The sequence below is a fragment of the Streptomyces sp. NPDC050287 genome (assembly GCF_044459385.1).
Taxonomy (GTDB): domain Bacteria; phylum Actinomycetota; class Actinomycetes; order Streptomycetales; family Streptomycetaceae; genus Streptomyces.
Genome location: NZ_JBITIY010000027.1, coordinates 15546 through 41196, shown reverse-complemented (window position 1 = coordinate 41196; position 25651 = coordinate 15546). Strand labels below are relative to the sequence as shown.

The following is a 25651-nucleotide window of genomic DNA, read 5'->3' as shown; positions in this document are numbered from 1 at the left end:
GATACCCTCTCACACACCACCATCTCCCCCTATACCTTGTGCTCCCCGCGCGGGGGGCGGGGGGGGGGGGGCGCCCCCCCCCCCCCCCCCCACGACGCGCTGGGAGCGGTGGTGGCCCAGGAGTCAGGGTTCGAGGCGGTCTGGTCATCGAGCCTGGAGGTGTCGGCGGCGCGCTGCCTGCCCGACGCCAGCCTGCTGAGCATGGCCGAGTACCTGCAGGCAGCGGCGAACATGCAGAAGGCGCTGTCGATACCGGTGGTCGCCGACTGCGACACCGGCTACGGCAACTCGATGAACGTCGCGCACATGGTGCACGAGTATCAGGACGCGGGCATCACCGCTGTGTGTGTGGAGGACAAGCTGTTCCCCAAGATGAACAGCTTCGTCGGGGGCAGTCAGGCGCTGCTGCCCGACAGCGAGTTCGCACACAAGATCGAGACCGCCAAGGCGGCGCAAGACGGCGACGACTTCTTCGTCATCGCCAGGACTGAGGCGCTCATCAGCAGCCTGCCTTTGTCTGAGGCGCTGAGCCGCTGCCACCGCTACGCCGACGCCGGGGCGGACGCGGTGCTCATTCACTCCAAGTCCAAGAAGAAGGACCAGATCCTGGAGTTCCTCGACGAGTGGTCCGGGCGGCTGCCAGTCGTGGTCGTGCCGACCACCTACCCGGACTGGCACATCGACGACGTCGAGCGTGCCGGCGTCTCGGTGGTCATCTACGCCAACCAGGGCCTTCGGGCCACCGTCAGCTCGCTGCGCAGCACGTTCCGCTCGATCTACGAGACCGGGGACTCGACCGAGCTGGAAGACCGGATCGCCTCAGTGGAGGACATCTTCTCTCTGCAACGGCTGGCCGACTGGCGCAAGCTCGACGTCTAGAGGGGACAGCTGTGCCAGTCATCACGCACCCTCACGACCTGCTGGAGGCCAGCGTCTTCGTCGACGTCGAGCCCATTGTCGGGCGCCCGCTGCAGCTCAAGGTCGAGGGGTTCAATTTTGCAGGCTCGGTGAAGCTGCGCACCGCGGCGGGCCTGGTCGAAGCCGCGGAGGCCGAAGGCAGGCTCGTCGAGGGGTCGGTGGTGATCGAGTCGTCGTCGGGCAACCTCGGTCTGGCCATCGGGGTGATCGCCGCGAGCAGAGGAATCCCGTTCGTCTGCGTCACCGACCCCCGATGCAATCCGACGACTCTGCGCCTGCTGCGCGCGATCGGGGCCGAAGCGGTGGTGGTGTCCGAACCAGACCGCAATGGGGGCTACCTCGAAAGCAGGTTGCGGCACGTGCGCGCGACGTGCGCGGCCGACGACCGCTACGTCTGGCTCAACCAGTACGCCAACCCCGCCAACTGGCTTGCCCATTACGAGCTCACCGCGCCCGAGATCGCCAAGCAGCACCCCGACCTGGACGTGCTGTTCGTCGGGGCCGGCACCGGCGGCACGCTCATGGGCTGCGCCAGGTACTTCCGTGACAACGGCGACCGGGTCAAAGTCGTCGGCGTCGACGCGATCGGCTCGGTGAGCTTCGGCGGGCCGTCAGGCCCCCGCTACATCCCTGGCCTCGGCTCGAGCGTCGCCCCTCCGCTGTTGGATCCGTCGCTGCTGGGCGGCGTGGTGCACGTCCCCGAGCCGGAGACCGTGCGCTGGTGCCGGGAGCTGGCGTCGCACGGGTTCCTGTTCGGCGGCTCCACGGGCACCGTCGTCGGCGGCGCGGTGCGGTGGCTGAACGAGCATGACCCGCAGGGGGCGCTGCGGGCGGTGGCGATTGCGCCGGACCTGGCCGATCGGTATGTCGACACCATCTACGACGACGTGTGGGTCGCTGAGCACTTCGGCGACATCCAGACCCGAGGCAGGGATGTGGCATGACAGCGGTGATTCCTGAGTTCACGACGGTCTCCGGGGCAGCCGTGAGCAGAGCCTTGGCGGGTCGGCAGCCGCATGTGGTGGACATCGTCGAGGCCGCGTATCGCACGCATGGAGACGGCGGAACGGTCAACCCGCCGTCGTACTTTCTACGCTTTCCGGACGAGCCCGCCAACCGGATCATCGCGCTGCCCGCCTCGGTCGCGGGCGACACCCGCGTGGCCGGGATCAAATGGATCTCCAGCTTCCCGGCCAACGTCGAAGCCGGAGTCCCGAGGGCTTCCGCTGTGCTCATCCTCAACGACCAAAAGACCGGCTACCCGTTCGCGTGCATGGAGAGCTCCATCATCAGCGCGGCGCGGACGGCTGCCTCGGCGGCCCTGGCCGCCAAGTGGTTGAGCGCGGGCCGGGTCCGCCCCAGGCGGCTCGGCGTGTTCGGGGCCGGTCTGATCGCCCGCTACGTGCACGACTACCTGGCCGCCGTCGGGTTCGAGTTCGACGAGATCGGTGTGCACGACCTTTCCGCGGAGCACGCCGAAGGCTTCACCGGACATCTGGGCCGGTTCGGGGCCGAGCAGCGCGTCGTGGTCCACGACAAGGCTGAGGACCTGGTCCGCGGATCTGACCTGCTCGTGTTCGCCACCACCGCGGGCATGCCTCATGTGACCGACCCGGCATGGTTCGACCACCACCCGCTCGTACTGCACGTGTCGCTGCGCGACCTGTCGCCCGAGATCGTGCTCAGCGCGGTCAACGTCGTCGACGACGTCGAGCACTGCCTCAAAGCCAATACGTCGGTCCACCTGGCCGAGCAACGCACCGGCAATCGCGACCACGTTCATGCCACCCTGCCTGAGGTGCTCGCCGGGGCCTTCGCTCCGCCGAGCGACCGGACCGTGGTGTTCTCGCCGTTCGGCCTCGGTGTGTTGGACCTCGCTGTGGCGGCCTTCGTGTATCGCGAGGCCGTTTCCAGCGGCGATGCGACCCCCGTGCCGGACTTCTTCCACGAGCGCCGGCGCTACGGTGGGGACGACGAATGACCGGGCTGGTACTCGCGCCCGGGCAGACGCGGCGGGCGGCGGAACTCGCCCTGACCCGTCCGCACCCGTTCCCGGAGACGGTGTCGCTGGTCGCCGAGCTCGCCGCCCGCGCGGACAGCGCGCCCGACAGCGTCGCCGTCGTGGAGGGCGACCGCCGGATCACCTGGTCGTCGCTGCGTAACCGTGCGGCCCGCCTGCGCGAGGTCCTCGCCGCCGAGGACGTCACCGAAGGGGACGTCGTGGCCGTCCGCGGACCGCGCAGGGCCGACACCATCGCCCTGTTCCTGGCGCTGGAGAGCCTCGGGGCCATCTACCTGCCGTTGGACACCCAGTGGCCGGAGGCCCGCGTGGCGACGGTGGTCGAGAGGGCCTCGGCCGTCCGTGTCGTCGACCACCAGGACGCCCCCGCGGCCGGCCCGGTCCCACTGGTGGCGCTGCCGCCGTGGGACGAGGCACCCGCCGACGTCGACGCGCTGGAGGCCCGCAAGCCCGCCCCTGACGAGCCCCGCTACATCATCTTCACCTCCGGCACCACCGGCATGCCCAAGGGCGCGGTGGTCGAGCAGCGCGGCATGCTGAACCACCTGCACGCCAAGGTGCTCGACCTGGATATGGGTAACTCCGACGTCATGGCGTTCACAGCGCCACCGGTCTTCGACATCTCCGTCTGGCAGATGCTCATCGGAGTGCTCAGTGGCGCGACAACCGTCGTTGTCGACGACTTGGCAACCTCCTTCCCCCGGCGCCTGCTGCGCGCCTTGTCAGACCACGGCATCACAGTTGTCGAACTGGTGCCCACCGTCGTCGCATGGATCAGCGAGGAGCTCGGCCGCGCCCGCTCCATCGCTCGGCTACCCGCTCTGCGCTGGTGCATCTCCACCGGCGAAGAGCTGCACCCATCGGTCGCCGAGGCGGCCATGGAGATGCTTCCACACGTGCGGCTGCTCAACGCCTACGGTCCGACGGAGTGCTCGGATGACGTGACCCACCACGAGGTCGTCCGCGCCGACCTGGACGGAACCAGGCTGCCGATCGGCGCCCCCATCGCCAATGCCGTTCTCTACGTCCTCGTCGACGACGGCGGGGTATGGCGGGCCGCTGAGCCCGGCGAGCCCGGAGAGCTGTTCGTCGGCGGGATATGCGTCGGGCGCGGGTACGTCGCCGACCCCGCGGTGACCGCGCGCGCGTTCGCCAGGGATGTCATCGATCCCGCCTCCACGACCGGCAGGCTCTACCGCACCGGCGACCTCGCGGTGGCCCGCGAGGGCGTCGTGCACTACCTCGGGCGTGGCGACCGGCAGGTCAAGGTCGGCGGGGTGCGCATGGAACTCGATGAGATCGAGGCCGTCCTCAAGCGGCACCCGAGGATCGCCCACTGCGCGGTCATCGTGAGCGGCAGCAGGGAAGAGGCCAAGCTTGTCGCGCACTACATCTCGACCGACGGCTCCGCCGCGGACGAGGCGGCGCTCGCGCAATTCGTCGGAGGGCTGCTCCCCAGAGCGATGGTCCCGGGCGACTGGGTGCACACCGAGCGGATCCCGATGACACCCAACGGGAAAGTGGATCACAAGGCGCTCGCGCGGCTCAGCGCGTGAGGAGGAGGACTACGGTGCCCATCACGACGCCACACGCGCAGTTGCCGGCGCATGTGCGGATGCTGCTCGACCTGGCCGCGCTGCGGCCCGACCCGGAGGCCGTCGCGCGCTGTCGCGAGCTGATCGACAACGACGAAGTCGACTGGTCAGCGTTTGTCGACGCCGCGGGCAGGCACAAGATCCTGCCCTTGGTGAGCAAGCACATCAATCACCACCGGCTGGACCGGGGCGGCAGCGGTGACGGATCGCAGGGCGTCCCCTACTACTGGCTCTACTCATACGTGTACCTGGCCAACAAGGCCCGCAACGCGTACATCGCCGAGGAGTTCAGCCGCGTGCTCGGCGCACTCGACGCGGCGGGTGTGCGGCATGCGGTGCGCAAGGGGTTCGTGCTGGCCGAGCACGCTTACCACGACATCGGCTCCCGCCGGATCAACGACCTTGACGTGCTGGTCGACCGCGTGGACGCCAGTGCGGCACACAAGGTTCTGCTCTCGTTGGGCTACATCCAGGGCAAGATCTCCCGCGACAGCGACGAGGTCGTCCCCTTCGACCGGGAAACCCAGATCTTCTGGCGCGCCAACCTGAGCAACCAGCTTCCCTACGTCAAGCCCGGCGGGCGTGAGGACGTTCCGGTGCTCAATGTGGACCTTTGCCACTCGATCTTCCAGCGCAAGTCGACCGCGGAGGTCCGGACGGCCGACCTGCTCGACCGCGCCGTCCGTATGCCGCTGTGCGGGGGAGAGGCCTCAGCGCTCGATCCCGAGGACCACCTGCTCGACCTGTGTGCGCATCTGCACAAGGAGGCGACCGGCATCCTCTTTGTCAAAGAGGGCGTCGACCTGCAGCTGAGCAAGTTCCTCGACGTCGCCGTCACCTGCGCGGCCCGGCCCGCCGAGGCGTGGCCCGCGTTCGTCGAGCGGGTCAAGGCCTGCGGCGCCCAGGAGATCGTCTACTACTCCCTGCACTTCGCCGCCGAGCTGTTCTCGGACTCCGTCCCCGCGGACGTGCTCGGGCAGCTGCGTCCGGCTGATCTGTCCTACCTGGACGCCTTTGGCGAGTTCGACGGTCGCGAGCAGCACTGGGACCTCGGCTTCCCCGAGCGACTGTTCGCCTTCGAGCGCAGGCACGCCGGCGGCGAGTCGGCAGTCCCGGGGGTGCGCGCGTGAGCGGGGGCTGGCCGGGGCCCGAGGAGGTCGCGCCGTTCATCGAGCGGATCGAGAACGCGCAGACCGCGCTCGCCGAGCAGGTGCGGGGTCTGACCGACGACCAGGTCGCGGACGCGTCCCTGCTGCCGGGGTGGACCCGTGGCCACGTACTGACCCACCTGGCCAGGCATGCCGACGCGACGACGCGGATGGTGGAGGGCGCGGCCCGCGGCGAGGTCGTACCCCAGTACGAGGGCGGCGCGCAGGGACGGGTCGAGGAGATCGAGCGCGGCGCGTCCCGCCCCGCCGCCGATCAGGTCCTCGACCTGATCGCTGCTGGGAAGCGCTGCCTCGCAGCGCTGCACGCCGCCCCGCCGGAGGCCTGGGAGCGGCCTGTCGCGGGCGACGTACCCGCCACCAAGGCCCTGGTTTCCCGCTGGCGCGAGGTCGAGATTCACCGCGTCGACCTCCGCATGGACTTCACCCCGGAGGACTGGACTGACGAATTCATCAAGTTCCTGCTGCCCCGCGAGCTGCCCCGGCTGGCAGACCGTTCGGCGGGAACGCCGGTCCCCGAGGGGCTGCCCGAACACGCCGTGCTCGCCTGGCTCATCGGCCGCGGCGAGCCCGGACTTCCAGAACTGCCCGCGTGGGCGTGAGAGCACAGGGGACGAGAAACATGCTGGTGTGTGTTGTCGGCGCCGACGGGGCGGGCAAGTCAACGGTGACCAAGCTGGCCGCCCAGGAGCTCGCCAGGCGCGGCGTGCCGATCGAGCGCGTGGACCGCTGGGACATCGTCGGCAACCCGGAGACCTATGCCGCGACCCGGTTCATGCGCCCGGACGTCGCCGACACCCGGCTGTGCGTGGCCGAGATGCCGAACCCACCTCGCCTTCTGTTCCTCATGTGGTCGATCGGCATGGCGCTGTTGGGCAGGAGCGGCGAGCCCGGCCCGGACGCGGTCACCCTGCTCGACGGCTACTGGATGAAGCACGCCGCCAGCGAGATCGTCTACGGGCTCGATCGCTCCTGGGTCGAGGCAGTCACCTCGGGTCTGCCTGTCCCGGATGCCGTCATCTACCTGCGACTGGACCCGCAGCGGGCCTGGGAACGCAAGCGTGACGGCGACGTCGTGCCCTACGAGTGCGGCATGGACCCCGACTGTGGCGAGGCCACCTTCCTCGCTCATCAGGGCCGCATCCAGGCCGTCCTCGACGACTGGTCAGCCACGTTCGGCTGGACCGAGGTCGACGCCGACCAGCCGATCGAGGACGTGGTGTCCACCGTGGTCGGCGCCCTCGTCCGCGCCGACGCCGCCGCAGGCAGGAGCGTGACCGGTGTCTGACCGTTTCCTCGTTCTCAAGATCGGCGGCAGCCTGGTCTCGGACAAGAAGGGCAACCGCCACATCGACCACGATCTGGTCGCCGTCTACTCGGCGATGGTGGCCGACCTGGTCGCGCTCGCCCCCGGCCGGGTCGTGCTCGTCGTCGGCGGGGGAGCCTTCGGCCACGGCGCCGTCCGCGGCCTGGACCCCGACGACCCCTTTGCGGCACTCGACCTCACCGAGGCCACCTTCCAGGTCAAGTGGGCCTGGGCGACGGCGCTGCGCGCCGTCGGGGTACGCGCCATGCCGCTGCAGTTGGCCGCGGCCTCCACACTGGACGACGGGGAGGGCCGGGTGCAGGGTGAGGTGCTGTGCAGACTGCTGCGCCACGGCATGCTCCCCGTTCTGTCCGGGGACTGCCTGCTCAACGAGCACGGCGTGCTCGAGGTCTTCGGCAGCGACCGGGTGCCGTCCCTGGTTCTCGACGCGGTCTCCGGCCGCGTCCGCATCGTGACCCTCACCGACGTCCCGGGGGTCCTTCTGGACGGCCCCGACGGCGATCGGGTGCTGCCGTATATCGACCCCGACGACCCGTCAGAGGCGTTCGCGGCCACCTGGGACAACAGCGCCTGGGACACAAGCGGCGCGATGGCGGGCAAGCTGCGGGAGCTGATCGCCTTTGCTCGTCGCGGCGCGGAGTGCTTCATCACCCGGGGCAACCCCGCCGAAGGCAGCCTCCGGTTCCTGCTCGACCCGGCCGAGCGGTGGCCCGCGGGCATCCGGCACACCCGTATCGCGACGAAGGAGGCGCTGTGAGTCTCCCAGGCCAACTCCCCGGCTTTGTCAGCCTTGTTGATGACGTGGGGCGCGGTGGGGCCGTAGCAGGTTCCGTCTCGCCGGCATGGCCAGATGATGCGGGGCCAGGCGGGCAAGGAGCGCACGGCTGAGGGTGGTGTTTTACCGCGGGATCGTGTGCCGTCACAGGTCGTGGCGGCCCAGTTGCTTCCCCACGGCGGCTGTTGTGAGTGGCGCGCAGCCGCTCGGTCGCGAGAAAGCCCGCCGGAAGCGTTGTTCGTCCCTCGACCAGGTCGGCCTGTTCCCAAGGCCGGTCACACGGCCTCGGCCCGGCGAGGCCGGCGGCACTCACAGTGGCCGTCGAACGGCTCGCGACAACGACCAAGCACACCGGGCCCGAGTGGTCATAACCCCTATCCGTTCGGACTGCAACAAGGATGGTGGCCTCATGAGCGAGTACTGGTCCAATCACTTCGAGGCGGTGCTGCGGGAACAGATCCCCCAACTGCCCGCCGACGCCCCCATCGACCCGGACCAGCAGCTCGCCGACGCTGGGCTCAACTCCCTGGGCGTGGTGCGCCTGCTGGTGCGCGTCGAGGACGAGTTCGGGGTGTCCTTCCCCGACGACCTGATCACCCCCGAGGTGTTTGCCACCCCGAAGGCGCTGTGGTCGGCTGTGTCCGGGCTGGTGTCGCCGTGACACTCTCGTCCGGCCAGCGCAGGCTGTGGCTGTTGCAGCAGCTTGACCCGAGCAGCGCCGCCTACAACATCACCGTGCCCGTGCACCTGCCCGGCGGCGCAGAGGACTCGGCGCTGCGCGACGCGCTGGCCGCGCTCACGGCCAGGCACCGCATTCTGGCCACCCGCTATACCCCCGACCCCGTGCACGTGCCGGGTTTCGTCGTCCCCGTCACCCGTGTTGCAGAGGCGACCGACGGGTGGCGCGCCCACGTCGAACGGCACGCCGGCGAGCCGTTCGACCTCGTTGGCCCGCCGCCGCTGCGGGCGGTCGTCGTCGATCTGCCCGACGGCTCCGCAGTGGTGGCGCTGGTGATGCATCACATCCTCGTCGACGGCTGGTCGATCCGGATCCTGGTCCGCGACGTGATCGCCTCCTTGGCGGGGCAACACCTCGGCCCCGCCCCGCAGTTCGCAGACATCGCCGACACCCTGGTTCCCGCGCCCGACGACCTCGCCCACTGGCTTGCCGAGCTGGCCGGGTTCGAGCCCCTGGTACTGCCGCTGGACCATCCGCGGGAGCGGGAGGCCCCAGACACGGCGGGCAACCTCGACTTTCGTGTCGACCGCGACACCACCGCCGCGCTGCGCCGCTTCGCTCTGCTGCGCCGCAGCGCCCTGCCCAGCGCCGTCGCCGCCCTGTTCCAGATGGCCCTTGCCGAGTTCAGCGGGCAGGACGACATCACCATCGGTACGGTCCTGTCCGGCCGTGACGACCCCGCTGTGCGGGATGTCGTCGGCTTCATGGTCAACACCATCGTGCTGCGCACCCGAGTCGCTGGGTCGTTCCGCGAGCTGGTACCGGCGGTGCACCGTGCTACCGAGGCGGGCCACGCCCATCAGCGTGCTCCCTTCGAGCAGGTCGTCGAAGCAGTGCAACCGGTGCGCGAACCAGGCCGCAACCCGTTGTTCGACGTCGTTCACGCCCACCACGGCGACTTGGACGACCCGCCATCACCCGGGCCGACCGGCTCGCCCGCCCGTCTCGCGTGGGACGAACCGCTGGCCCGGTTCGACCTCGAGCTGTCGACCAGGGTCGTCGACGGCGAACTGATGGGCACCTTGAACTACCGGACCGCTCTGTTCGAACGTGCGACCATCGCAGCCCTTGCCGCTCGGCTGGTGGAGCTGGCCGGCGCCGCGCTGGCCGACCCCGATCGCCCCGTCTCCCAGCTGGGCGGCGCCCGAACTTCGGCGCCCGAGGCGGGCCGGTCCCGGCCTGTCTCCGCTGCCCCGGTCGGGGAGCTGTTCCGCAGGCAGGCTACTGAGACCCCCGAGGCCATCGCACTGATCGCTGACGGCGACAGCACCACCTACGCCGAACTCGACCGTGCATCTGCCCGCATGGCCAACCTGCTGCGCGCCGAGGGCGTCGCGCCGGGCGACGTGGTGGGCGTGCGGATGCCTCGCTCCCGGGCACTTGTCGTGGCTCTGCTCGGCATCGCCCGTGCCGGAGCCGCCTACCTCCCGCTGGCGCTCGACGATCCCGAGTCGCGGGTGGCCGCCGTCCTCGCTAAGACCGGCGCCCGCCTTGTCCTCACGGGCGACGAGGACGCTTCCCGACAGTCCGACACCGATCCGCAACTCACCATCCACTCCGAGCACGTTCTCTACGTCATGTTCACCTCCGGCTCGACTGGCGTGCCCAAGGGCGTACTCGTCCCGCACCGCGCCGTCGCCGAGCTCGCCGCCGACGGATTGTGGTCGGACGCGCAGCAGCGCGTGCTGCTGCACTCTCCGCACACCTTCGACGCCGCCACCTTCGAGCTGTGGGTACCGCTGCTCACCGGCCGCACCGTCGTCGTCGCCCCCGAGGGCCCGGTCGACACCACCACCCTGCGTACCGCCGTCGAGCGCGACGGTGTCACCTGTGCATGGCTCACCGCAGGCCTGTTCCGCGTGCTCGCCGAGGAGGATCCCGGCGTGTTCGGGGGCTTGCGGGAGGTGTGGACCGGCGGCGACGTCGTCTCGCCCGCCGCCGTCGCCAAGGTCCACCAGCACTGCCCGGACCTGCGTCTGGTCAATGGCTACGGACCCACCGAGACCACCACCTTCGCTGCCGTCCAGCGCATCCGTCGCGATGCCGCCGGGGCCACCGTGCCCATCGGCTCCCCACTGGACAACACGGTCTGCCGCGTCCTCGGGCCGGGCCTGCGCCCGCGCCCCGTCGGGGCCGTTGGCGAGCTCTACATCGCCGGGACCGGCCTCGCCCTGGGCTACGCCGCCCAGCCGGGCCGCACGGCGCTGCGGTTCGTCGCCGACCCCTTCGGCGAGCCTGGTAGCCGCATGTACCGCACAGGCGATCTCGTGCGCTGGACCGCCGAGGGCGCCCTGGAGTTCATCGGCCGCGCAGACGGCCAGGTGAAGATCCGCGGCTTCCGCATCGAAACCGAGGAGGTCGAGCGGGCGCTGCTCGCCCAGCCCGGGGTCGTCGACGCCGCCGTTGTCGCCCGAGAAGACACCCCAGGCGACAAGCGTCTCGTCGGATACGTCGTCGCGAGCGCACCGGTGCCCGACCTGCGCGCCGCACTCGCCACCCGGCTGCCCGGTTACGCCGTCCCCGAGGCTGTCGTCCTGCTCGACCGCCTCCCCGTCACGGTCAACGGCAAGCTCGACCGACGCTCACTGCCGGAACCCATCGTCGACGCCGCCGCTGAGGGCCGCGAGCCGCTGACCGTTCGCGAGGAGTTGATGTGCGGACTGTTCGCCGAACTCCTCGACCGGGAGGTCGGCGTCGCCGACAACTTCTTCGACCTCGGCGGGCACTCGTTGCTCGCCACCCGCCTGGTCACCAGGATCCGCTCCGTATTCAGCGTCGATATCGGGCTGCGCGCGGTCTTCGAACACCCCACACCCGCCGGTCTCGCGGCGCGCGTCGCGGACGCCGGGGGCGCCAGGCCGCTGCTTGTCCCTGCGGCCGTACGGCCAGAGGTCATCCCCCTGTCCCCAGCCCAGCGCAGGCTCTGGTTTCTCAACCAGACGCCCAGCCCGGTCTACAACATCCCCTTGAGCCTGCGCCTTCGAGGCGGCCTCGACCCCGCCGCCCTGGCCGCGGCCGTCGACGACGTTGTCGCCAGGCACGAGGCGCTGCGCACCGTCCTGCCCGACGTCAACGGCGAACCGCGCCAGGATGTCCGCCCTGCCGTGCACGTCGAGTTGTGCCACGTCGATGTGGGCGGGGGTGGCGAAGACGACCTGCAGGCCGCGGTCGACGAGCACGCCAGGACCGTTTTCGACCTGACCGCCGACATCCCGGTCCGCGCGTTCCTGCTGCGCCGCGCCGCCGACGACCACGTGCTGTTGCTGGTCGTGCACCACGTCGCCTGTGACGGCTGGTCGTTAGGGCCCCTTGGCGCCGACCTGGCCACCGCCTACGCGGCCCGCACCAGAGGAGCCGCCCCCGCCTGGCCCGCCCAAGCGGTGACCTATGTGGACTACACGCTCTGGCAGCGCGACCTGCTGGGCGACCCCGGCGATCCGTCGAGCGCTCACTCCCGCCAGACCGATCACTGGCGCCGCACCTTGGCGGATCTGCCCGAAGAGCTCACCCTGCCCGTCGACCGCCCCCGCCCGGCCGTGCCCACCCAGCGCGGTGGCTCTGTCCCCATTCACATCGGACCGGAGCTGCTCGCGGACCTGCGCTCCGCGGCAGCGGCGGTCCGCGCCACCCCGACCATGGCCCTGCAGGCAGGTCTGGCCGTGCTGCTGTCCAAGCTCGGCGCGGGTGTCGATATCCCGCTCGGCGCAGTCGTCGCGGGCCGCACCGACGAGGCTCTCGCCGGCGTCGTCGGGTTCTTCGTCAACACGCAGGTGCTGCGCTACGACCTGGCTGGGCACCCGACGTTCGAGCAGCTGCTGGGCCGGGTCCGCGAGGTCAACCTTGCTGCCGACGAGCACCAGGACCTCGACTTCGGGCAGGTCGTCGAGCTGGTCAACCCCGTGCGCCTGCTGGGCAGGCACCCCCTGTTCCAGGTGATGCTCGCGGTGCAGAACACCGGCGAGCGCACCATCGACGTTCCCGAGCTGGACACGTCCCTCATGCGCGCGCACGTCGGCACCGCCAAGTTCGACCTCAGCTTCAACCTCACCGAGTCCGCCACCGGGGTCGACGGCGTCTTGGAGTACAGCGCCGACCTGTTCGACCACGCCACCGCCGAACGCCTGGTCGAGCGCTACCTCGCCGTTCTGTCCGGGCTCGCCGCGAGCCCGGACGCCCCCGCGCTCGCCGTCGACCTGCTCACAGACGCCGAGCAGACGGACCTGCGGACCTGGAACGACACCGCGCACCTCGTTCGCCCCACCACGCTCACCCGCCTGCTGGAAGACGCCTTCGCCACGCACTCCGACCGGGTCGCGGTGCGCTTCCGCGGCACCGATCTGACCTACGCGGAACTCGACGCCCAGTCAGCCGGCCTTGCCAGGAGGCTCGCAGCACTCGGGGCAGGCCCGGAGCGCGTCGTCGCCGTCGAACTGCCGCGCTCCGCCGACCTCGTCGTGGCGCTCGTGGCCGTGCTGCGCTCCGGGGCGGCCTACTTGCCGATCGATGTCGACCTGCCTGAGGCCCGTCGCGCCACCATGATCGACGATGCTCAGCCGGTCGCCGTCATCGACGGCAGCGGCATCCCCAACGGCACGCCGACCGAGGACGACCTGCCCGCGCCGGAGCCGGGCTCACCGGCATACGTCATATACACCTCCGGCTCAACCGGCAAGCCCAAGGGCGTGGTGGTCGAGCACCGGGCCATCGCCAACCGGCTGCTGTGGATGCAGCATCAGTTCGGCCTGTCTCCCGACGACCGGGTCGCCCAAAAGACCCCCTGTGGCTTCGACGTGTCGGTCTGGGAGTTCTTCTGGCCCCTTCTGCAGGGCGCTGCCCTCGTCGTCGCCGAGCCCGGCGGTCACAGGGATCCTGCTTACCTGGCCCGGTTCTTCCAGGAGGAGCGGATCACCACAGCCCACTTCGTCCCCTCGATGCTCGAAGTGTTCGTCGACGAGCCCGAGGCCGCCCGCAACTCCCTGCGCCGGGTCGTGTGCAGCGGAGAGGCGCTCCCCTCGGCCCTTGTCGAACGCTGGGCCAGTGTCTCCGACGTACCCCTGTGGAACCTTTACGGCCCGACCGAGGCTGCCGTCGACGTCACCGCGTGGCGGTGCACACCAGGGGGCAGTGGAGAGGTGCCCATCGGCACACCGGTGTGGAACACCCAGATCCACGTCCTCGACCACGCCCTGCGCCCCGTGCCGGCAGGGGTGCCCGGCGAGCTCTACCTCGCGGGCGATCAGCTCGCGCGCGGCTACCTCGGCCGTCCCGATCTGTCCGCAGGCCGCTTCGTCGCCAACCCGTTCGGCGAGTCGGGCAGCCGCATGTACCGCACCGGCGACCTCGTCCGCCGTGCCCCCGGCGGCGAGGTCGTCTTCCTGGGCCGCTCCGACGACCAGGTCAAAGTGCGCGGCGTGCGCATCGAGCTCGGCGAGATCTCCGCCGCTCTGTCCGCCCATGACGGCGTGCGCACCTCAGCTGTGATCGCCGACGGGGACCGGCTGATCGGCTACGTCGTGCCCGATGAGCGCACCGCGGGACCGGTCCGGCGCCTCGCCGCCCTGCAGCACGCCGAGGACCTCCGCGGCGTGCCCCGGCACGTGCTGCCGAACGGCATGGTCGTGCTCGGCAGGAACAAGGCCGAGGTCGAATTCCTCTACGAGGAGATCTTCCAGCGCAACGAGTACCTGCGCCATGGCGTCACCCTGCGCGACGGTGCGGTTGTGTTCGATGTCGGCGCGCACATCGGCATGTTCTCGGTGTTCGCCGCCAGGCAGGCAGCCGACGTCGAGGTTTACGCCCTGGAGCCGATCCCCGACCTGCACCGCGAGCTCCGCTGGAACACCGGCGTGCACGGGGTCCGCGGGCGGTTGTTCGAGTGTGCCGCCGCGGCCGAACCCGGCAAGGCCGAGTTCACCTTCTACCCCGAACTGTCCATGCTGTCCGGGCGCTTCGGCGACATGGACGTCGACCGACGCCTCGTCGACGGCTACGCCCTCGGCACGGGCACGGAGGATGTCGTCGACGACCTGTCCGAGCTGATCAACGAGCGCCTCGCCGCCGGGCGCAGGGTGCCGGTCCAGCTGCGCCCGCTGTCGGACGTCATCGACGAGACCGGCGTCGACCGCATCGATCTACTCAAGATCGACGCGGAGAAGAGCGAGATCGAGGTCCTGCGTGGTATTCGCGACGACCATTGGCCGCTCATCGACCAGATCGTCATCGAGGTTCACGACGCGGGCGGAAGCATCGCCGAGGTCACTGACCTGCTTGGTGCGAAGGGCTTCACCGTGGCGTCCTCCGGCGAGCTCGCGGCCAGCGGTCTGGTCAACCTGTTCGGCGTCCGCGGCCCGCGCGTCCCTGGCACACCGGCTGCGCCGAAGTGGGGCAACGCCGACGACCTGCTCGACGATCTCAAGGGCGCCGTCCGCGCCACGCTGCCCGGGTACATGGTCCCCAGCGACCTCGTCGTGCTGCCCGAACTCGTCCTGTCGGTAAACGGCAAGCTCGACCGCAAGGCCCTACCTGACCTGAGTGCGCAGCCCGCGGCGAGCAGCCGCCCGCCGCGCACACCGCGCGAGGAAATTCTCGCGAGTCTGTTCGCCAAGGCCCTCGGACTGCCCGAGTTCGGCGCCGAGGACAACTTCTTCGACCGAGGCGGCCACTCCTTGCTGGCCGCCCGCCTCATGGCAGACGTCCGCACCGCCCTGGGAGTCCCGCTTGCCATCGGGTCCCTGTTCGCGAACCCCACACCCGCCGCCCTGGCCGCCGTCGACGCTGCCGACACCTCGATGGAGATGGCGCAGGTCCTGCCGATCCGCGCGGGCGGCTCGGAGAACCCGCTGCTGCTCATTCATCCCGGCATTGGTCTCAGCTGGTGCTACACCGGATTCATTCGCCACATTCCGCCCGAGGTCCCCATCCTCGGCATCCAGTCCCGGGTCGTCGCCGAGCCCGACCACACTCCGCAGACGATGGCGGAGCTGGTCGCCGAGCATCTGACCGCCATCCGCGAGGCCCAGCCCCATGGCCCGTACCGCCTTGCGGGCTGGTCGTTCGGCGCCAACGCGGCCCAAGCCATCGCCGCCGCGCTGGAGGCCGACGGCGAAGAAGTCACTCTCCTGGCCCTCATGGACGGCTATCCGTACGCGGGCGACCCTGGCGGCCCCGCCGACACCTCGCTCGCCGAGGTCCGCGCCCGCCACCTCGTCCACGGCGCGCTGGCGGGCCTGCCGGACGACCAGATTGCGCGAGCCGCCCGGGCGTTGGTCGTGCACAACGCCCTTGCTGTCAAGCACACGCCGGACCCAGTGCGGGCCGACATCATTTTCACCCAGGCGCAAGGACACCCGCAGGTCCCGGAACTGAGCCCTGAGGCGTGGCGCCCGTTCGCTCTGGGCTCTTTCGATGTGCATCCGATCGCGGCAACCCACTACGACCTGATGCGCCCCGAACCGCTCGCCCGCATTGCCGCCCTCGTAATCGAGCGGCTGTGAGACCGGCGATGCGTGAGTCCTGCTCCGCCGCTTGCGAACGGTCACCGTAATGATCATTTCAGAATGAGGTTCTGAGTCGCCGTAAGCCGATCATGCTGCAGGCGAGTCGGACCGGACCGAGGTGGAGATCGGCGCGTATCTCGGAGCGGATGCGGAGCCCTCGCCGCGCGAGAGACGCCCCCCGCAGTAGGCACTGTGTGTGGGGGGGGCGTGCCCGCCGTCCCGCAGGGCTGGACCAAGCCCGCGCTGCCACAGGCCGAGTCGCCGGTCGCCGGTGGCCCGGCGGGGAAGGCGGTGACAGCCGGTGGACCGTCAGGCACGTGGTCGTCGGTGCCGACTGCACCCCGCTCACCCCCGTGCGGCTGCTGGACACCCGGCACGCCGTCGGGGTGACGACGACGCCCCCGGTCGCCGCCGGAGCCGACCTCGTCCTTCCGATCCCCAGCGTCGCCGGCGTCCCGGCCGCCGACATCAGTGCCGTCGTCGCCCACGTCACCGTGACGCAGCCCACCACCGGCGGGCATCTGACGGTCTACCCCGACAACGGGGGAGGTGTTCCGACGGCTTCGAACCTGAACTTCACGGCCGGGCGGACGGTTCCGAACCTGGTGACGGTGCCGGTGGACGGCGGGGAGTGGTGTTCCACAACGGCAGCGGGGGCACCGTCCACGTCGTCGCCGACCTGGAAGGCTACTTCAGGCGCCGACGGCATCCCGTTCCGGCAGGACCCGAGGCTGACCAGGCACTCGAACTCGTCGGGCACCGCCGTCCGAGGCGGTGCCGCGCCGGACGTTCCCTCGGTCAGTCTGTGTACGGTCGGTGTCGTCCGTGCTCTGTCGGCGTTCCGGGTCGATGGTGACGTGCTGGCGCCCTCGTCCATGTGACGTCCTCCTGGACGGCCGCGGTCGGCACCTCGCTCCGTAGCGGGGGCTGCGCTGTCCGAGGGACGGCCGCCGGCTGGAGCTCAGCGCAGGCCGGCGAAGAGGTCGGTCTCGGGCAGGGGCGCGCCGGTGGTGTCGTAGACCCGTACGAACGTCTCCACGCCCATGAGCTGCGTGAACCTCTCCTTGCCCATCCGCAGGAAGAAGATGTTCTCACCCTGGCTGGCATGCGCGGCCAGCGCGTCGAACTTCTGGCTGCCGAACTCAGTGGTGTCCACCCACGTGGTGATCTCCTCGTCAGGCAGACCGATTTCGGGCCCCGCACCGGCCTCGGACGGATCGGGCTCCTCCCAGTCCGCGCCGAACTCGCGCATGATCTGCCCGAACTCCTCCATCATCGAGTGCGGCGCCGTCGTCCAGTACACCTTCGACGCCATCCCGGTCAGCGACAGCGCTGCCATCGTGATCCGGTTCGCCTGGATGTGATCTGGGTGGCCGTAGAACCCGTTCTCGTCGTAGGTCACGACGACATCAGGCTGGTAACGCAGCATCAGTTCGGCCAGCCGAGCGGCTGCCTCGTCCACGGGTGTACTCCAGAACGACCCGGGCGCGGTGTTGGCCGGCCAGCCCATCATCCCGGAGTCGGCGTACCCGAGCAGCTCGAGATGACCCACCCCCAGGACGTCACAGCTCACTTCCAGCTCGCCTCGGCGCATCACGGCAACGGCAGCTGGATCATGCCCGGGGTCGCCCGGCTTGACACCCCCCGGACCGTCACCGCAGCTACCGTCGGTGCACGTGACGAGCACCGTGCGGATGCCCTCCGCCGCATAACGCGCCAGGACACCCCCTGTTCCCGTAGCTTCGTCGTCCGGGTGGGCGTGCACTGCCATCAGCGTCAAGGGCCGGTCCGTCATGACATCCATTCCCTGGTCGGTCAAGCGATCGGTGCCAGTCTGCGGCACAGCGGTACGTGACCGCCCGCAGCCCACCGAGTCCGTCCGGTTCCTCCAGGATCCGATCGGCCTGGGTGCACCCGCTGCTGTCGTTCAACTGATCATTTCAGATGGGGACCGCGGCCGGACTGATCGGTGAGCCGGCCCAAGTGCCGGCGGCCGGCCTGCTGGGGGTGTTGGCGGACGACTACGACCCGGATGCCGCCCGCGCGGAACTGGCCGGCTGGATTTCGGCCCGCGGCGAGCGGGGGGCCGCACTGAGGCAACTCCTCGAAGCCGTACGGTCCATGCCGTTCCGCGTGAGTGCGCAGGCGATGCTCGCCGTCCTTCTCGCGGCGTTGCCGGACGGCGAGGGCGAACGGCTGCTGCGCCAGTTTCGCGGCGATGCCCAGCTCGCGTCGCTCGCGCTGAGCGAACTGGCGCACCGTGAACTACAGTCTCCCGAGGACATGACCGATGCCGAGCATCTGCTGGTGCTCGCCGAGAGCCTGCTCCAGCTCGTGGAGCTGGCAGGCGGCCGGGACGGCGCCGAGGAGTCGCTGCGGGCCCAGGGCTTCGAGGCCAGGGACGTGGTTGCAGCCGCGCTGGATTCCGCGCACCCGGACCGGGCTGTCGCAAGGGGCTCAGTGGAGCCTCAACCTGGCTCCACCGACGCAATCACATGCGTTCGGCCTTCTCCTTTGCCTTTCTCGTGACCGAGGACTGGCAGCCCCACTGAGCAAGTCCGCCCACGGCGAGGGACAAGAGAATTGCTCCCCAGTCAATGACGTGCGGCAATCCGGGGAAGAAGGCGAAGAAGGCGAGCGTGGCGACGAGGCCGACGAGGAACGCGGCGATCCCGGCCCGGCGCCGCCGGATTTTCAACGCCTGGTCCGAATCCTGTCTCTTTTGCTGCTCGATCATGAACAACTCACTTCGTGATGTGGTGACACTGACTCACACGCCGCACTCCGTTGACGTAGAGGTGGGCGCACGCCTTGCCATAACGAGGCAGAGTCTGTGGAGAGTTGTTCCGCATCGGGTCGATCTTGCACTCGCTGTGCGTCTTGCCGCGCGATGTGCGGTAGGACCGGTTGTCGGTGTCGGCATACGTGAAGTCGATGCGCCAGTTGCAGAAACCGCTGCTCAGCGCTCCGACGAAAGCACAGTCGACTCCCGCGTTCTGATACGTGATCTTCCTGCCGCTCCCTCGGACGATGTGCGTGAACATGCAGCCCGTCGGAACCTTCATCGTCACACCGCCCACGCTGTACTCGAAGGTGCGCACGGGAGTCGACCCGATAGCTCCGGCGTGCGCACCGGCCGGCGTGGTGAGGACAAGTGCTCCTGCGGTGGCCAGAGCCGTGGTGAGGCGCGCGACGTTCTGCATGACCAAGGCAGTCCCCTTATGGTGATCTCCAGGTGAATACCTGGGACAACCACGTCTTGTAGCGGTCAGTCACAGGATTACCGATCGATTCACTGCCCTGTGTGATCGACGAAACGACCGGCTGACCGGAGGAAACGTTTCGGGGGCGCGGGCTTCGGTGAGGGTGACGGAGCTGATGACGCGGATGCCCTCCGCCCCGGCGTGGAGCCAGCCACTCGGTGAGCTCGGGTGTGCGGCGTACGGGTTTCGGCAGGCCTTCGCAGCCAGGACGAGCGGGCCGCTCACGCGGCGTCCGCCGAGCCTGGGCCGTCACCGCGCAGGATCGCTCGCTCGGTCTCGGCAGCTGCCTGGTCGACTGCCGTGTTCGGCTTCCGCGTCTTCGATCAGCTCGCGCGGCTGGTCCCGCTCCAGTCGGCGCTGGATGAGGGTTTGGACCCCGCCTGCAACGGCGCTGCCCCACCGACCGTGGAGGTCGGTGGGGCAGCGCCGTTGTGTTGCCGGTGGGTGTCAGCTGATGTAGCCGGCGACGTCCGCGAGCACCTGGGTGGTGCTGCTGGCGTAGAAATCGACCTTGCCGTCGGAGCCGACCGGCACGATCACCTGGTTGGCGATCGTCTTGCCCGCCACCCAGTTCAGGTTGGAGGCCGTCGGACGGGTGCCGCCGTCGGCCCAGGCGGTGAGGTAGCCGCTGCCGGTGGTGCCTGTGACGGTGACGGTCAGTACGACGGCCTTGACGCCGGTGGACGGAATGCCGTCGCGACCCGAGATCTGCAGGGCCAGCGTCTTGCCGGCTCCCAGCGCCGTCGTCGTACGGGTGTCCAGCAGGCGCAGCGGCGTGACGGTGTGGAAGGCCGAGCCGCTGGTGGAGAAGTAGCCGGAGACGTCGGCGATCACGTGGCTGGTGCCGTGGACGTAGAGGCTTACGTTGCCGTCGGAGCCGATCGGTACGACGACCAGGTTGGGGATGGTGGTCCCGGTGGCCGCCCAGTTGACGTTGGAGGCGGTCGGGCGGGTGGCGCCCTCGGGGTAGGCCTCCAGGTAGCCTGAGCCGACGGTCTGGGTGGCCGTCAGGTTGAGCACCACGGAGGAGGCGCCGGTCGGCACGCCCCCGTGGCCGCGGACCTTGAGGCTGACCACCGCGTTGGTGATCTTGGTGGTGGTGGGGATGCCGACCTTGGAGCGGGTGTCCAGCAGGCGGGCCGGCTTCAGCGCCGTGTACTTGGACCCGGTGGTACCGCTGGTGTAGTAGCCCTGGACATCGGCGATCAGGTGGGTGGTGCTGCTGGTGTAGAGGTCCACCACGCCGTCACCGGCCACCGTGACGGTCGACGAGGCGGCGATGGTCTGGCCCGCTCCGGTCCAGCTGAGGTTGCTGGTCGACGGCTTGGCGGTGCCGTCCGCCCAGGCGGTCAACGAACCCGCGCCGGTGGTGCCGGTGACCGTGAGGTTGAGTACGACACCGGTCACGCCGCTGCTGGGGATCCCGCCGGCGCCTTCGATCTTGACCGGGGCGGTGCCGCCCGCGACCAGGGGTTTGGTGGACGGGATGGAGCTGAGGCCCCAACCGGTGCCGTTGCGGGTGTCCAGCAGGCGCTTGGGGCTGCTGAGCGGGTGGAAGGTGGAGGCACCCGTGGCCGCGGTGCCCTTGGCCGCGCACAGCGAGGTGATCAGGCCGGCCTCCTTGGGGGAGCCCAGGCCGGTGGCCTCGTCGTAGCCGGCCGCCGCCGGGTAGCCGGTGACGTAGACGGAGTTGTCGCCGCTGGTGACGTCCCAGAAGTTCGTCGGGTAGCTGCTCCGCGCGGCCTTGTAGAGGGCGTTGTTGAGGAAGCCGACCCGGCCGTTCGTCTGGCAGGCCGTACTGGCGTTGGCCTGGACGATGGCGGCGGCCCACGTCGGGGCGGCGCCGCTGGTGCCGCCGATGATGCCGGGGACGGGGCTGGAGGAGAGGCTGTCGTCCTGGTAGTAGATCGGGTAGCCGGAGTTCGGGTCCGCCAGGGCGGAGACATCCGGAACGGCACGCTTGGCGGTGGTGGCGACACCGCCCTGGTAGACCACGGGAGCCCAGCGTGAGGAGACGCCGCCGCCGGTGCTGCCGCCGTCGTGGTTCCACGTCGTCTGGGTCGCGGTGCTGCCCGAGCCGCTCATCGTGGTGCCGCCGACGCCGGTGACGTAGGGCTGGCTCGCGGGGTCGTCGACGGCGTTGGCGGTGGAGCCGGTCGCGCGGTAGCAGTCGCTGGAGCCGTCGTCGCCCGACGCTGCGACCACGCTCTGGCCCTGCGCCGCGGCCTCCGCGAAGATGGTGTTCTCGGCGCTCGCGGTCGCGCTGATCTCGGCGGCCTCGCACAGACCCCAGCTGGAGGAGATGACCTGCGCCTGGTCGTCGGTGACCATCCGCTGGTAGACGTCGAGCACGTTCTGGTCGGTCGCGGACTCGGCGTCCACGCCCTGGTAGTCGATGATGCTCGCGCCCGGGACCAGGCCGATCAGGTCCTCGATGTCGAGAGCCGACTCCACGCCGGTCGATCCGTCGGTGGCCGGCGCGCCGGCCCCTGCCGTCGTATCGACGAACACGGTGGAGACCGGGGTGCTGGTACCCACGCAGGACTGGTACGCGGCGATGCTGCCGGCGTCGACGTTCTCCAGCTCGAACACGGCCACGGTCTGCCCCGCGCCGACAGTGGCGGAGCTGCTCATGCCGTAGGTACCGGCCAGCTTGCCGGGGCTGTAGTAGTCGGTGCCGTCGGTGTAACCGGAGCTGGTGAAGTCGGTGCAGAGTCCCGGGCTGTACGTGTGCGGGGCCACGGCGCGCGCGGCGCGTCCGGCGGCAGCGCCGGTCCTGCTCGCCTGGCGCACGGCTGAGTGGTGGCTGGTGATGGTGTTGATGTCGCTCAGGCCGACGATCCCGGTCACCGACGCCGCTATGTTCGCGGGCAGCGCGGGAGCCTCGGTGTTCATGTAGTCGGTGGTGCCGTCCTTGAGCCGGACGTTCCGAAAGCCGGTGTCGAAGGCGTCGGACGCCTTGGCGACGGTGGTGGTGACCGGGATGGACAGGCCGTCCGGGCTGGCCTTGCCGGGAGTGAGACCGGCCGCCCTCAGGGCCTGGGAGACCTTGGCGATGGTGGCGGGCGTCGGGCCGAAGACCGAGGCGAACTGCCCTTTGGCCAGGTACTGGTGGTACCGGGAGTTGCCCGGGGTGGACACCGCGGTGACGAAGTCGGCCAGCGCCTGCGGGTCACGCGGGGCGAGGTTCACGCCGATGTGCAGCGCGGTTCCCGAAGCGGTGGTGCCGGCCGCGGTCGCGCCGGCCGGGACGCGGGGGGCCGTGCCTATGCGTTTGGGTGCGTGCGATCCCGTCTCGGCCCCATCGGTGACCGCGCCGTAGGCGGCGGTGGCGGCGACGGTGAGAGCGACAGCGGCGGTGGTTATCGCCGTGATGCTCCGAGCCCGTCCGCCGGTCTTGCCCGCCGCGTGTCTGGGACGTCCCAGCGCAGCGTGGACCTTCTTGGCCATGCAGAATCTCCCCTAGAACTGACACACCGTCATATCCGTGGACAGGATGGTTGCGGTGGTCGAAGCCTCACCCTGGCGGCGACCTGCCTGTGCCGGCATGAGCGCACACAGGAGCAATCCCTCTTAACCAGATGTGTGTGCTTTTCTTATCAAGAGTTGACAGATGTTGTCCTCAGCCCCAGGGGAACCATGGGGGGATCTTTGCGACATGCAGAGACCAGGGGAAGGGCTCCGGGGATACGGAGGACGGTGACAGGGGGCCGGGCGGCTCGCACCGTCGGTCTCCCCCCTCCCTGTCGCCCCCCGCGCCCCCTCACCCTCCCTGCCGGCAGGACCCTGTCGCGCCAGGACCGATCAGGGCCGGCGCGACGGCGCCGCGCAGCCACACGCGAGGCGCTTGCGGCGCCGGCAGCGTCCGCCTCATCGCCGACCTGACGGGCTACTTCACCGGCTTCGCCCGCGTCTCGGAGGTGACCGGCGTGGCATCCAGGTGTTCCCGCAGCCACTGCTCGGTGTTGCCGACGTGCAGCAGCGCGGCGGCCTGGCTGAGTGCGGCGTCGCGGCGGGACAGGGCATTGAAGATCGCCTCGTGTTCCGCGAGGGTGCGCCCCGCGGCCTGGCCGTCGACCAGGCCGCGCCAGATGCGGGCCCTCAGGGTGCGACCCGAGACGCCCTCCAGGAGCGTGACCAGTGACTCGTTGCCCGTGGCGGCGACCACCGCGCGGTGGAACGCCGCGTCGTGCGCGTTGAGTTGCTCGACATCGTCGCGGGCTTCCCGCATGGCGTCCAGGTGCCGCTTCGCCTCGGCCAGGCCCTCGTCGGAGATCCGGGTGGCGGCCAGCGCGGTGGCGACCGGTTCGAGCAGCCGCCTGACCTCCATCAGGTCCAACAGGGCACCCGCGTCGCCCTGCAGCAGGTCCACCGCACCCCCGATCCCCTCCAGCAGCAGACTCGGCTGCAGGCTGGTCACGTAGGTGCCGTCTCCCCGTCTGACCTCCAGCACCCGGGCGACGGCCAGCGCCTTGACCGCTTCCCGCGCCAGATTGCGCGACAGCCCCAACTGTGCCGCCAGATCCGGCTCTGGAGGCAGCTTGGAGCCCGGCGGCAGTGCTCCCGAGCGAATGAGCTCGCGGATCTGCTCGATGGCTTTGTCTGTCAGGGACAAAGGGGGCCTCTCTCCGGAAACATATAATTTCTCATTCTGAATGAACTATAACCTTATTCGCAAAATAACCCTTCTTTACTGTCATTTCAGGGTTATTCATCCTTGCACGGCCATTGACAGTGAACGGCTGCATGCCTGACCTCCGTGCATGACATCAGACGCTCAAGTCCCGTGAAGAGAGGGACCCCGAGACGGCGACTGGGGAAGAGCCGGCCGGAGGTGTGGTCGTGCGGCCGGACAGGCTGTCAGACCGATGGGCACCGGAACAGGAGCCACCGGCCTGACAGCGCGAACGCCGGAACGGTCGAGGATGAGGCGGTCTAGGAGACGAAGGTCCGCACCGCGCTCTTCAGCTCGGTGAGTCCCTTCTTGGCGTCCGCGAAGAACATGCCGGTTTTCGGGTTGGCGTACAACTCGTTGTCGATGCCGGCGTAGCCGTGGCCCATCGAGCGCTTGATGACGACGATGCTCTTGGCACGGTCGACGTCGAGGATCGGCATGCCCGAGATGGCGTTGCCGGGGCGTCGGGCGGCGGGGTTGGTGACGTCGTTCGCGCCGATCACCAGGGCTACGTCGGCTTGGGAGAACTCGGCGTTGACGTCTTCCATCTCCTTGAGCTGGGGGTAAGGGACGTTGGCTTCCGCGAGGAGGACGTTCATGTGGCCGGGCATGCGGCCGGCGACGGGATGGATGGCGTAGCTCACGTCGATGCCGTGCTCCTCCAGCAGGTTGGCGAGGTCGGCGAGTTCGTGCTGGGCCTGGGCGGCGGCCAGGCCGTAGCCGGGGACGATGATGACCTTGCCGGCGTAGGCGAGTTGGATGGCCACGTCGTCGGCGGAGACCGAGCGGACCTGGGCTCCGGCCCCGCCCGCGCCGACGGCCACGGCGGTGTCGCCGGTGCCGAACCCGCCGATGATGATGTTGGCGATGGAGCGGTTCATGGCGTCGGCCATGAGCTTGGTGAGGATGCCTCCGGAGGCGCCGACAAGGGCGCCGGCGATGATGAGGGCGGGTTCGTCGAGGACGAAGCCGGCCATGGCCACGGCCGTGCCGGTGAACGCGTTGAGCAGCGAGATCACGACGGGCATGTCCGCGCCGCCGATCGGCAGGACCATACAGACGCCGAAGGCGAGCGCGGCCGGCAGCAGGATGAGCATCGCGGTGACGCTCGCGGGGTCCAGGACCAGCCAGAGCGTTCCCAGCGTGAAGACGGCCGGCAGGGCCACGCTCGCCGCGCGGGCTCCGCGGAAGACGATGGGGCGGCCGGGGATGGTGCCCTGGAGCTTGCCGGCGGCGATGAGTGAACCGGAGAAGGTGACCGCGCCGATCACGATGTCCAGTGCGCCCGGCACGGTGACCCGCGCCGCCAGGTCGCCCGGACGGCCGGTCTGGAGCAGATCGGTGACGGTGATCAGTACGGCGGCGCCTCCGCCCACCGCGTTGAACAGGCTGACGAGTTGCGGCATCGAGGTCATCTCGACCCTGCGGGCCGCGTAGAGCCCGAGGCCGGAGCCGAGGACGCCGCCGAGCAGCAGGACCAGCCAGCCGGTGGCGGTGATGGCGCCCTGGTCCGCCAGCAGGACCACGGTGGCCGTGATGGCGGCGGCCATGCCCGCAGCGGAGAGGGTGTTGCCGCGGCGGGCGGTGCGGGGGGAGTTCATCAGGTGCAGGCCGAGGACGAAGCAGGCTGCCGCGCCCAGGAAGGTGTAACCGACGGTGGTTTCGACGGTGTTCATG

Annotated in this window: 18 protein-coding genes; 12 read left to right on the top strand and 6 right to left on the bottom strand. The window is 69.8% G+C overall.

What is annotated here, in order from left to right; all coding sequences use genetic code 11:
- Positions 1 to 36 precede the first annotated feature (36 nt).
- The 11 genes from ACIBK3_RS45470 to ACIBK3_RS45420 all read left to right on the top strand — a co-directional run bounded on the left by ACIBK3_RS45470 (position 37) and on the right by ACIBK3_RS45420 (position 16917).
- The gene (locus ACIBK3_RS45470) at positions 37 to 879 is read left to right on the top strand and encodes an isocitrate lyase/phosphoenolpyruvate mutase family protein (RefSeq protein ID WP_399374467.1); all 843 of its coding nucleotides are present in this window, start codon (positions 37 to 39) and stop codon (positions 877 to 879) included.
- 11 nt (positions 880 to 890) lie between these two features.
- Positions 891 to 1862, top strand: a complete 972-nt coding sequence (gene sbnA / locus ACIBK3_RS45465) for a 2,3-diaminopropionate biosynthesis protein SbnA (RefSeq protein ID WP_399374465.1) — start codon at positions 891 to 893, stop codon at positions 1860 to 1862.
- A complete protein-coding gene (gene sbnB, locus ACIBK3_RS45460; RefSeq protein WP_399374464.1) occupies positions 1859 to 2899 on the top strand; it encodes a 2,3-diaminopropionate biosynthesis protein SbnB in 1041 nt (346 codons plus the stop codon). Before sbnA ends, sbnB begins: the two co-directional genes overlap by 4 nt.
- On the top strand, positions 2896 to 4494 hold the full coding sequence (locus ACIBK3_RS45455; RefSeq protein ID WP_399374462.1) for an amino acid adenylation domain-containing protein: 1599 nt from the start codon (positions 2896 to 2898) through the stop codon (positions 4492 to 4494). Before sbnB ends, ACIBK3_RS45455 begins: the two co-directional genes overlap by 4 nt.
- Before the next feature lie 14 nt (positions 4495 to 4508).
- Positions 4509 to 5663: a nucleotidyltransferase family protein gene (locus tag ACIBK3_RS45450; protein ID WP_399374461.1), complete on the top strand. Its 1155-nt coding sequence runs from the start codon at positions 4509 to 4511 to the stop codon at positions 5661 to 5663.
- Positions 5660 to 6301, top strand: a complete 642-nt coding sequence (locus tag ACIBK3_RS45445) for a maleylpyruvate isomerase N-terminal domain-containing protein (protein ID WP_399374460.1) — start codon at positions 5660 to 5662, stop codon at positions 6299 to 6301. The genes ACIBK3_RS45450 and ACIBK3_RS45445 overlap by 4 nt, the downstream gene beginning before the upstream one ends.
- A gap of 20 nt (positions 6302 to 6321) precedes the next feature.
- Positions 6322 to 6987 (top strand): dTMP kinase, encoded by a 666-nt coding sequence (locus ACIBK3_RS45440; RefSeq protein ID WP_399374459.1) that lies wholly within the window; start codon positions 6322 to 6324, stop codon positions 6985 to 6987.
- Positions 6980 to 7783, top strand: coding sequence for a hypothetical protein (locus ACIBK3_RS45435; RefSeq protein ID WP_399374457.1), 804 nt, complete (start codon positions 6980 to 6982; stop codon positions 7781 to 7783). Before ACIBK3_RS45440 ends, ACIBK3_RS45435 begins: the two co-directional genes overlap by 8 nt.
- A gap of 427 nt (positions 7784 to 8210) precedes the next feature.
- Positions 8211 to 8462 carry a phosphopantetheine-binding protein gene (locus ACIBK3_RS45430; RefSeq protein ID WP_399374456.1) on the top strand — a complete coding sequence of 84 codons (252 nt, stop codon included), beginning with the start codon at positions 8211 to 8213 and terminating at the stop codon, positions 8460 to 8462.
- Entirely contained in the window at positions 8459 to 16033 is a 7575-nt protein-coding gene (locus ACIBK3_RS45425; RefSeq protein WP_399374455.1) for an amino acid adenylation domain-containing protein, read from the top strand. The genes ACIBK3_RS45430 and ACIBK3_RS45425 overlap by 4 nt, the downstream gene beginning before the upstream one ends.
- Positions 16034 to 16353: 320 nt before the next feature.
- On the top strand, positions 16354 to 16917 hold the full coding sequence (locus ACIBK3_RS45420; protein WP_399374454.1) for a hypothetical protein: 564 nt from the start codon (positions 16354 to 16356) through the stop codon (positions 16915 to 16917).
- Positions 16918 to 16997: 80 nt separating this feature from the next.
- Here the strand turns inward: ACIBK3_RS45420 and ACIBK3_RS45415 are convergent, their stop codons facing one another.
- The gene (locus tag ACIBK3_RS45415; protein ID WP_399374453.1) at positions 16998 to 17831 is read right to left on the bottom strand and encodes a PIG-L family deacetylase; all 834 of its coding nucleotides are present in this window, start codon (positions 17829 to 17831) and stop codon (positions 16998 to 17000) included.
- 149 nt (positions 17832 to 17980) lie between these two features.
- Here ACIBK3_RS45415 and ACIBK3_RS45410 point away from each other — a divergent pair, with 149 nt between their 5' ends.
- Positions 17981 to 18565 (top strand): hypothetical protein, encoded by a 585-nt coding sequence (locus tag ACIBK3_RS45410; RefSeq protein ID WP_399374452.1) that lies wholly within the window; start codon positions 17981 to 17983, stop codon positions 18563 to 18565.
- Here the strand turns inward: ACIBK3_RS45410 and ACIBK3_RS45405 are convergent.
- The 5 genes from ACIBK3_RS45405 to ACIBK3_RS45385 form a co-directional block, all read right to left on the bottom strand.
- Positions 18528 to 18773, bottom strand: a complete 246-nt coding sequence (locus tag ACIBK3_RS45405; RefSeq protein ID WP_399374451.1) for a hypothetical protein — start codon at positions 18771 to 18773, stop codon at positions 18528 to 18530. The two genes, ACIBK3_RS45410 and ACIBK3_RS45405, sit on opposite strands and share 38 nt — an antisense overlap.
- A 7-nt stretch (positions 18774 to 18780) precedes the next feature.
- Positions 18781 to 19239, bottom strand: a complete 459-nt coding sequence (locus ACIBK3_RS45400) for a hypothetical protein (RefSeq protein WP_399374450.1) — start codon at positions 19237 to 19239, stop codon at positions 18781 to 18783.
- A gap of 507 nt (positions 19240 to 19746) precedes the next feature.
- Complete coding sequence (locus tag ACIBK3_RS45395; protein WP_399374449.1) at positions 19747 to 22749, bottom strand: protease pro-enzyme activation domain-containing protein; 3003 nt, start codon at positions 22747 to 22749, stop codon at positions 19747 to 19749.
- 439 nt (positions 22750 to 23188) lie between these two features.
- The gene (locus ACIBK3_RS45390) at positions 23189 to 23914 is read right to left on the bottom strand and encodes a FadR/GntR family transcriptional regulator (protein ID WP_399374448.1); all 726 of its coding nucleotides are present in this window, start codon (positions 23912 to 23914) and stop codon (positions 23189 to 23191) included.
- A gap of 320 nt (positions 23915 to 24234) precedes the next feature.
- On the bottom strand, positions 24235 to 25650 hold the full coding sequence (locus tag ACIBK3_RS45385) for an NAD(P)(+) transhydrogenase (Re/Si-specific) subunit beta (RefSeq protein WP_399374447.1): 1416 nt from the start codon (positions 25648 to 25650) through the stop codon (positions 24235 to 24237).
- Position 25651 lies beyond the last annotated feature (1 nt).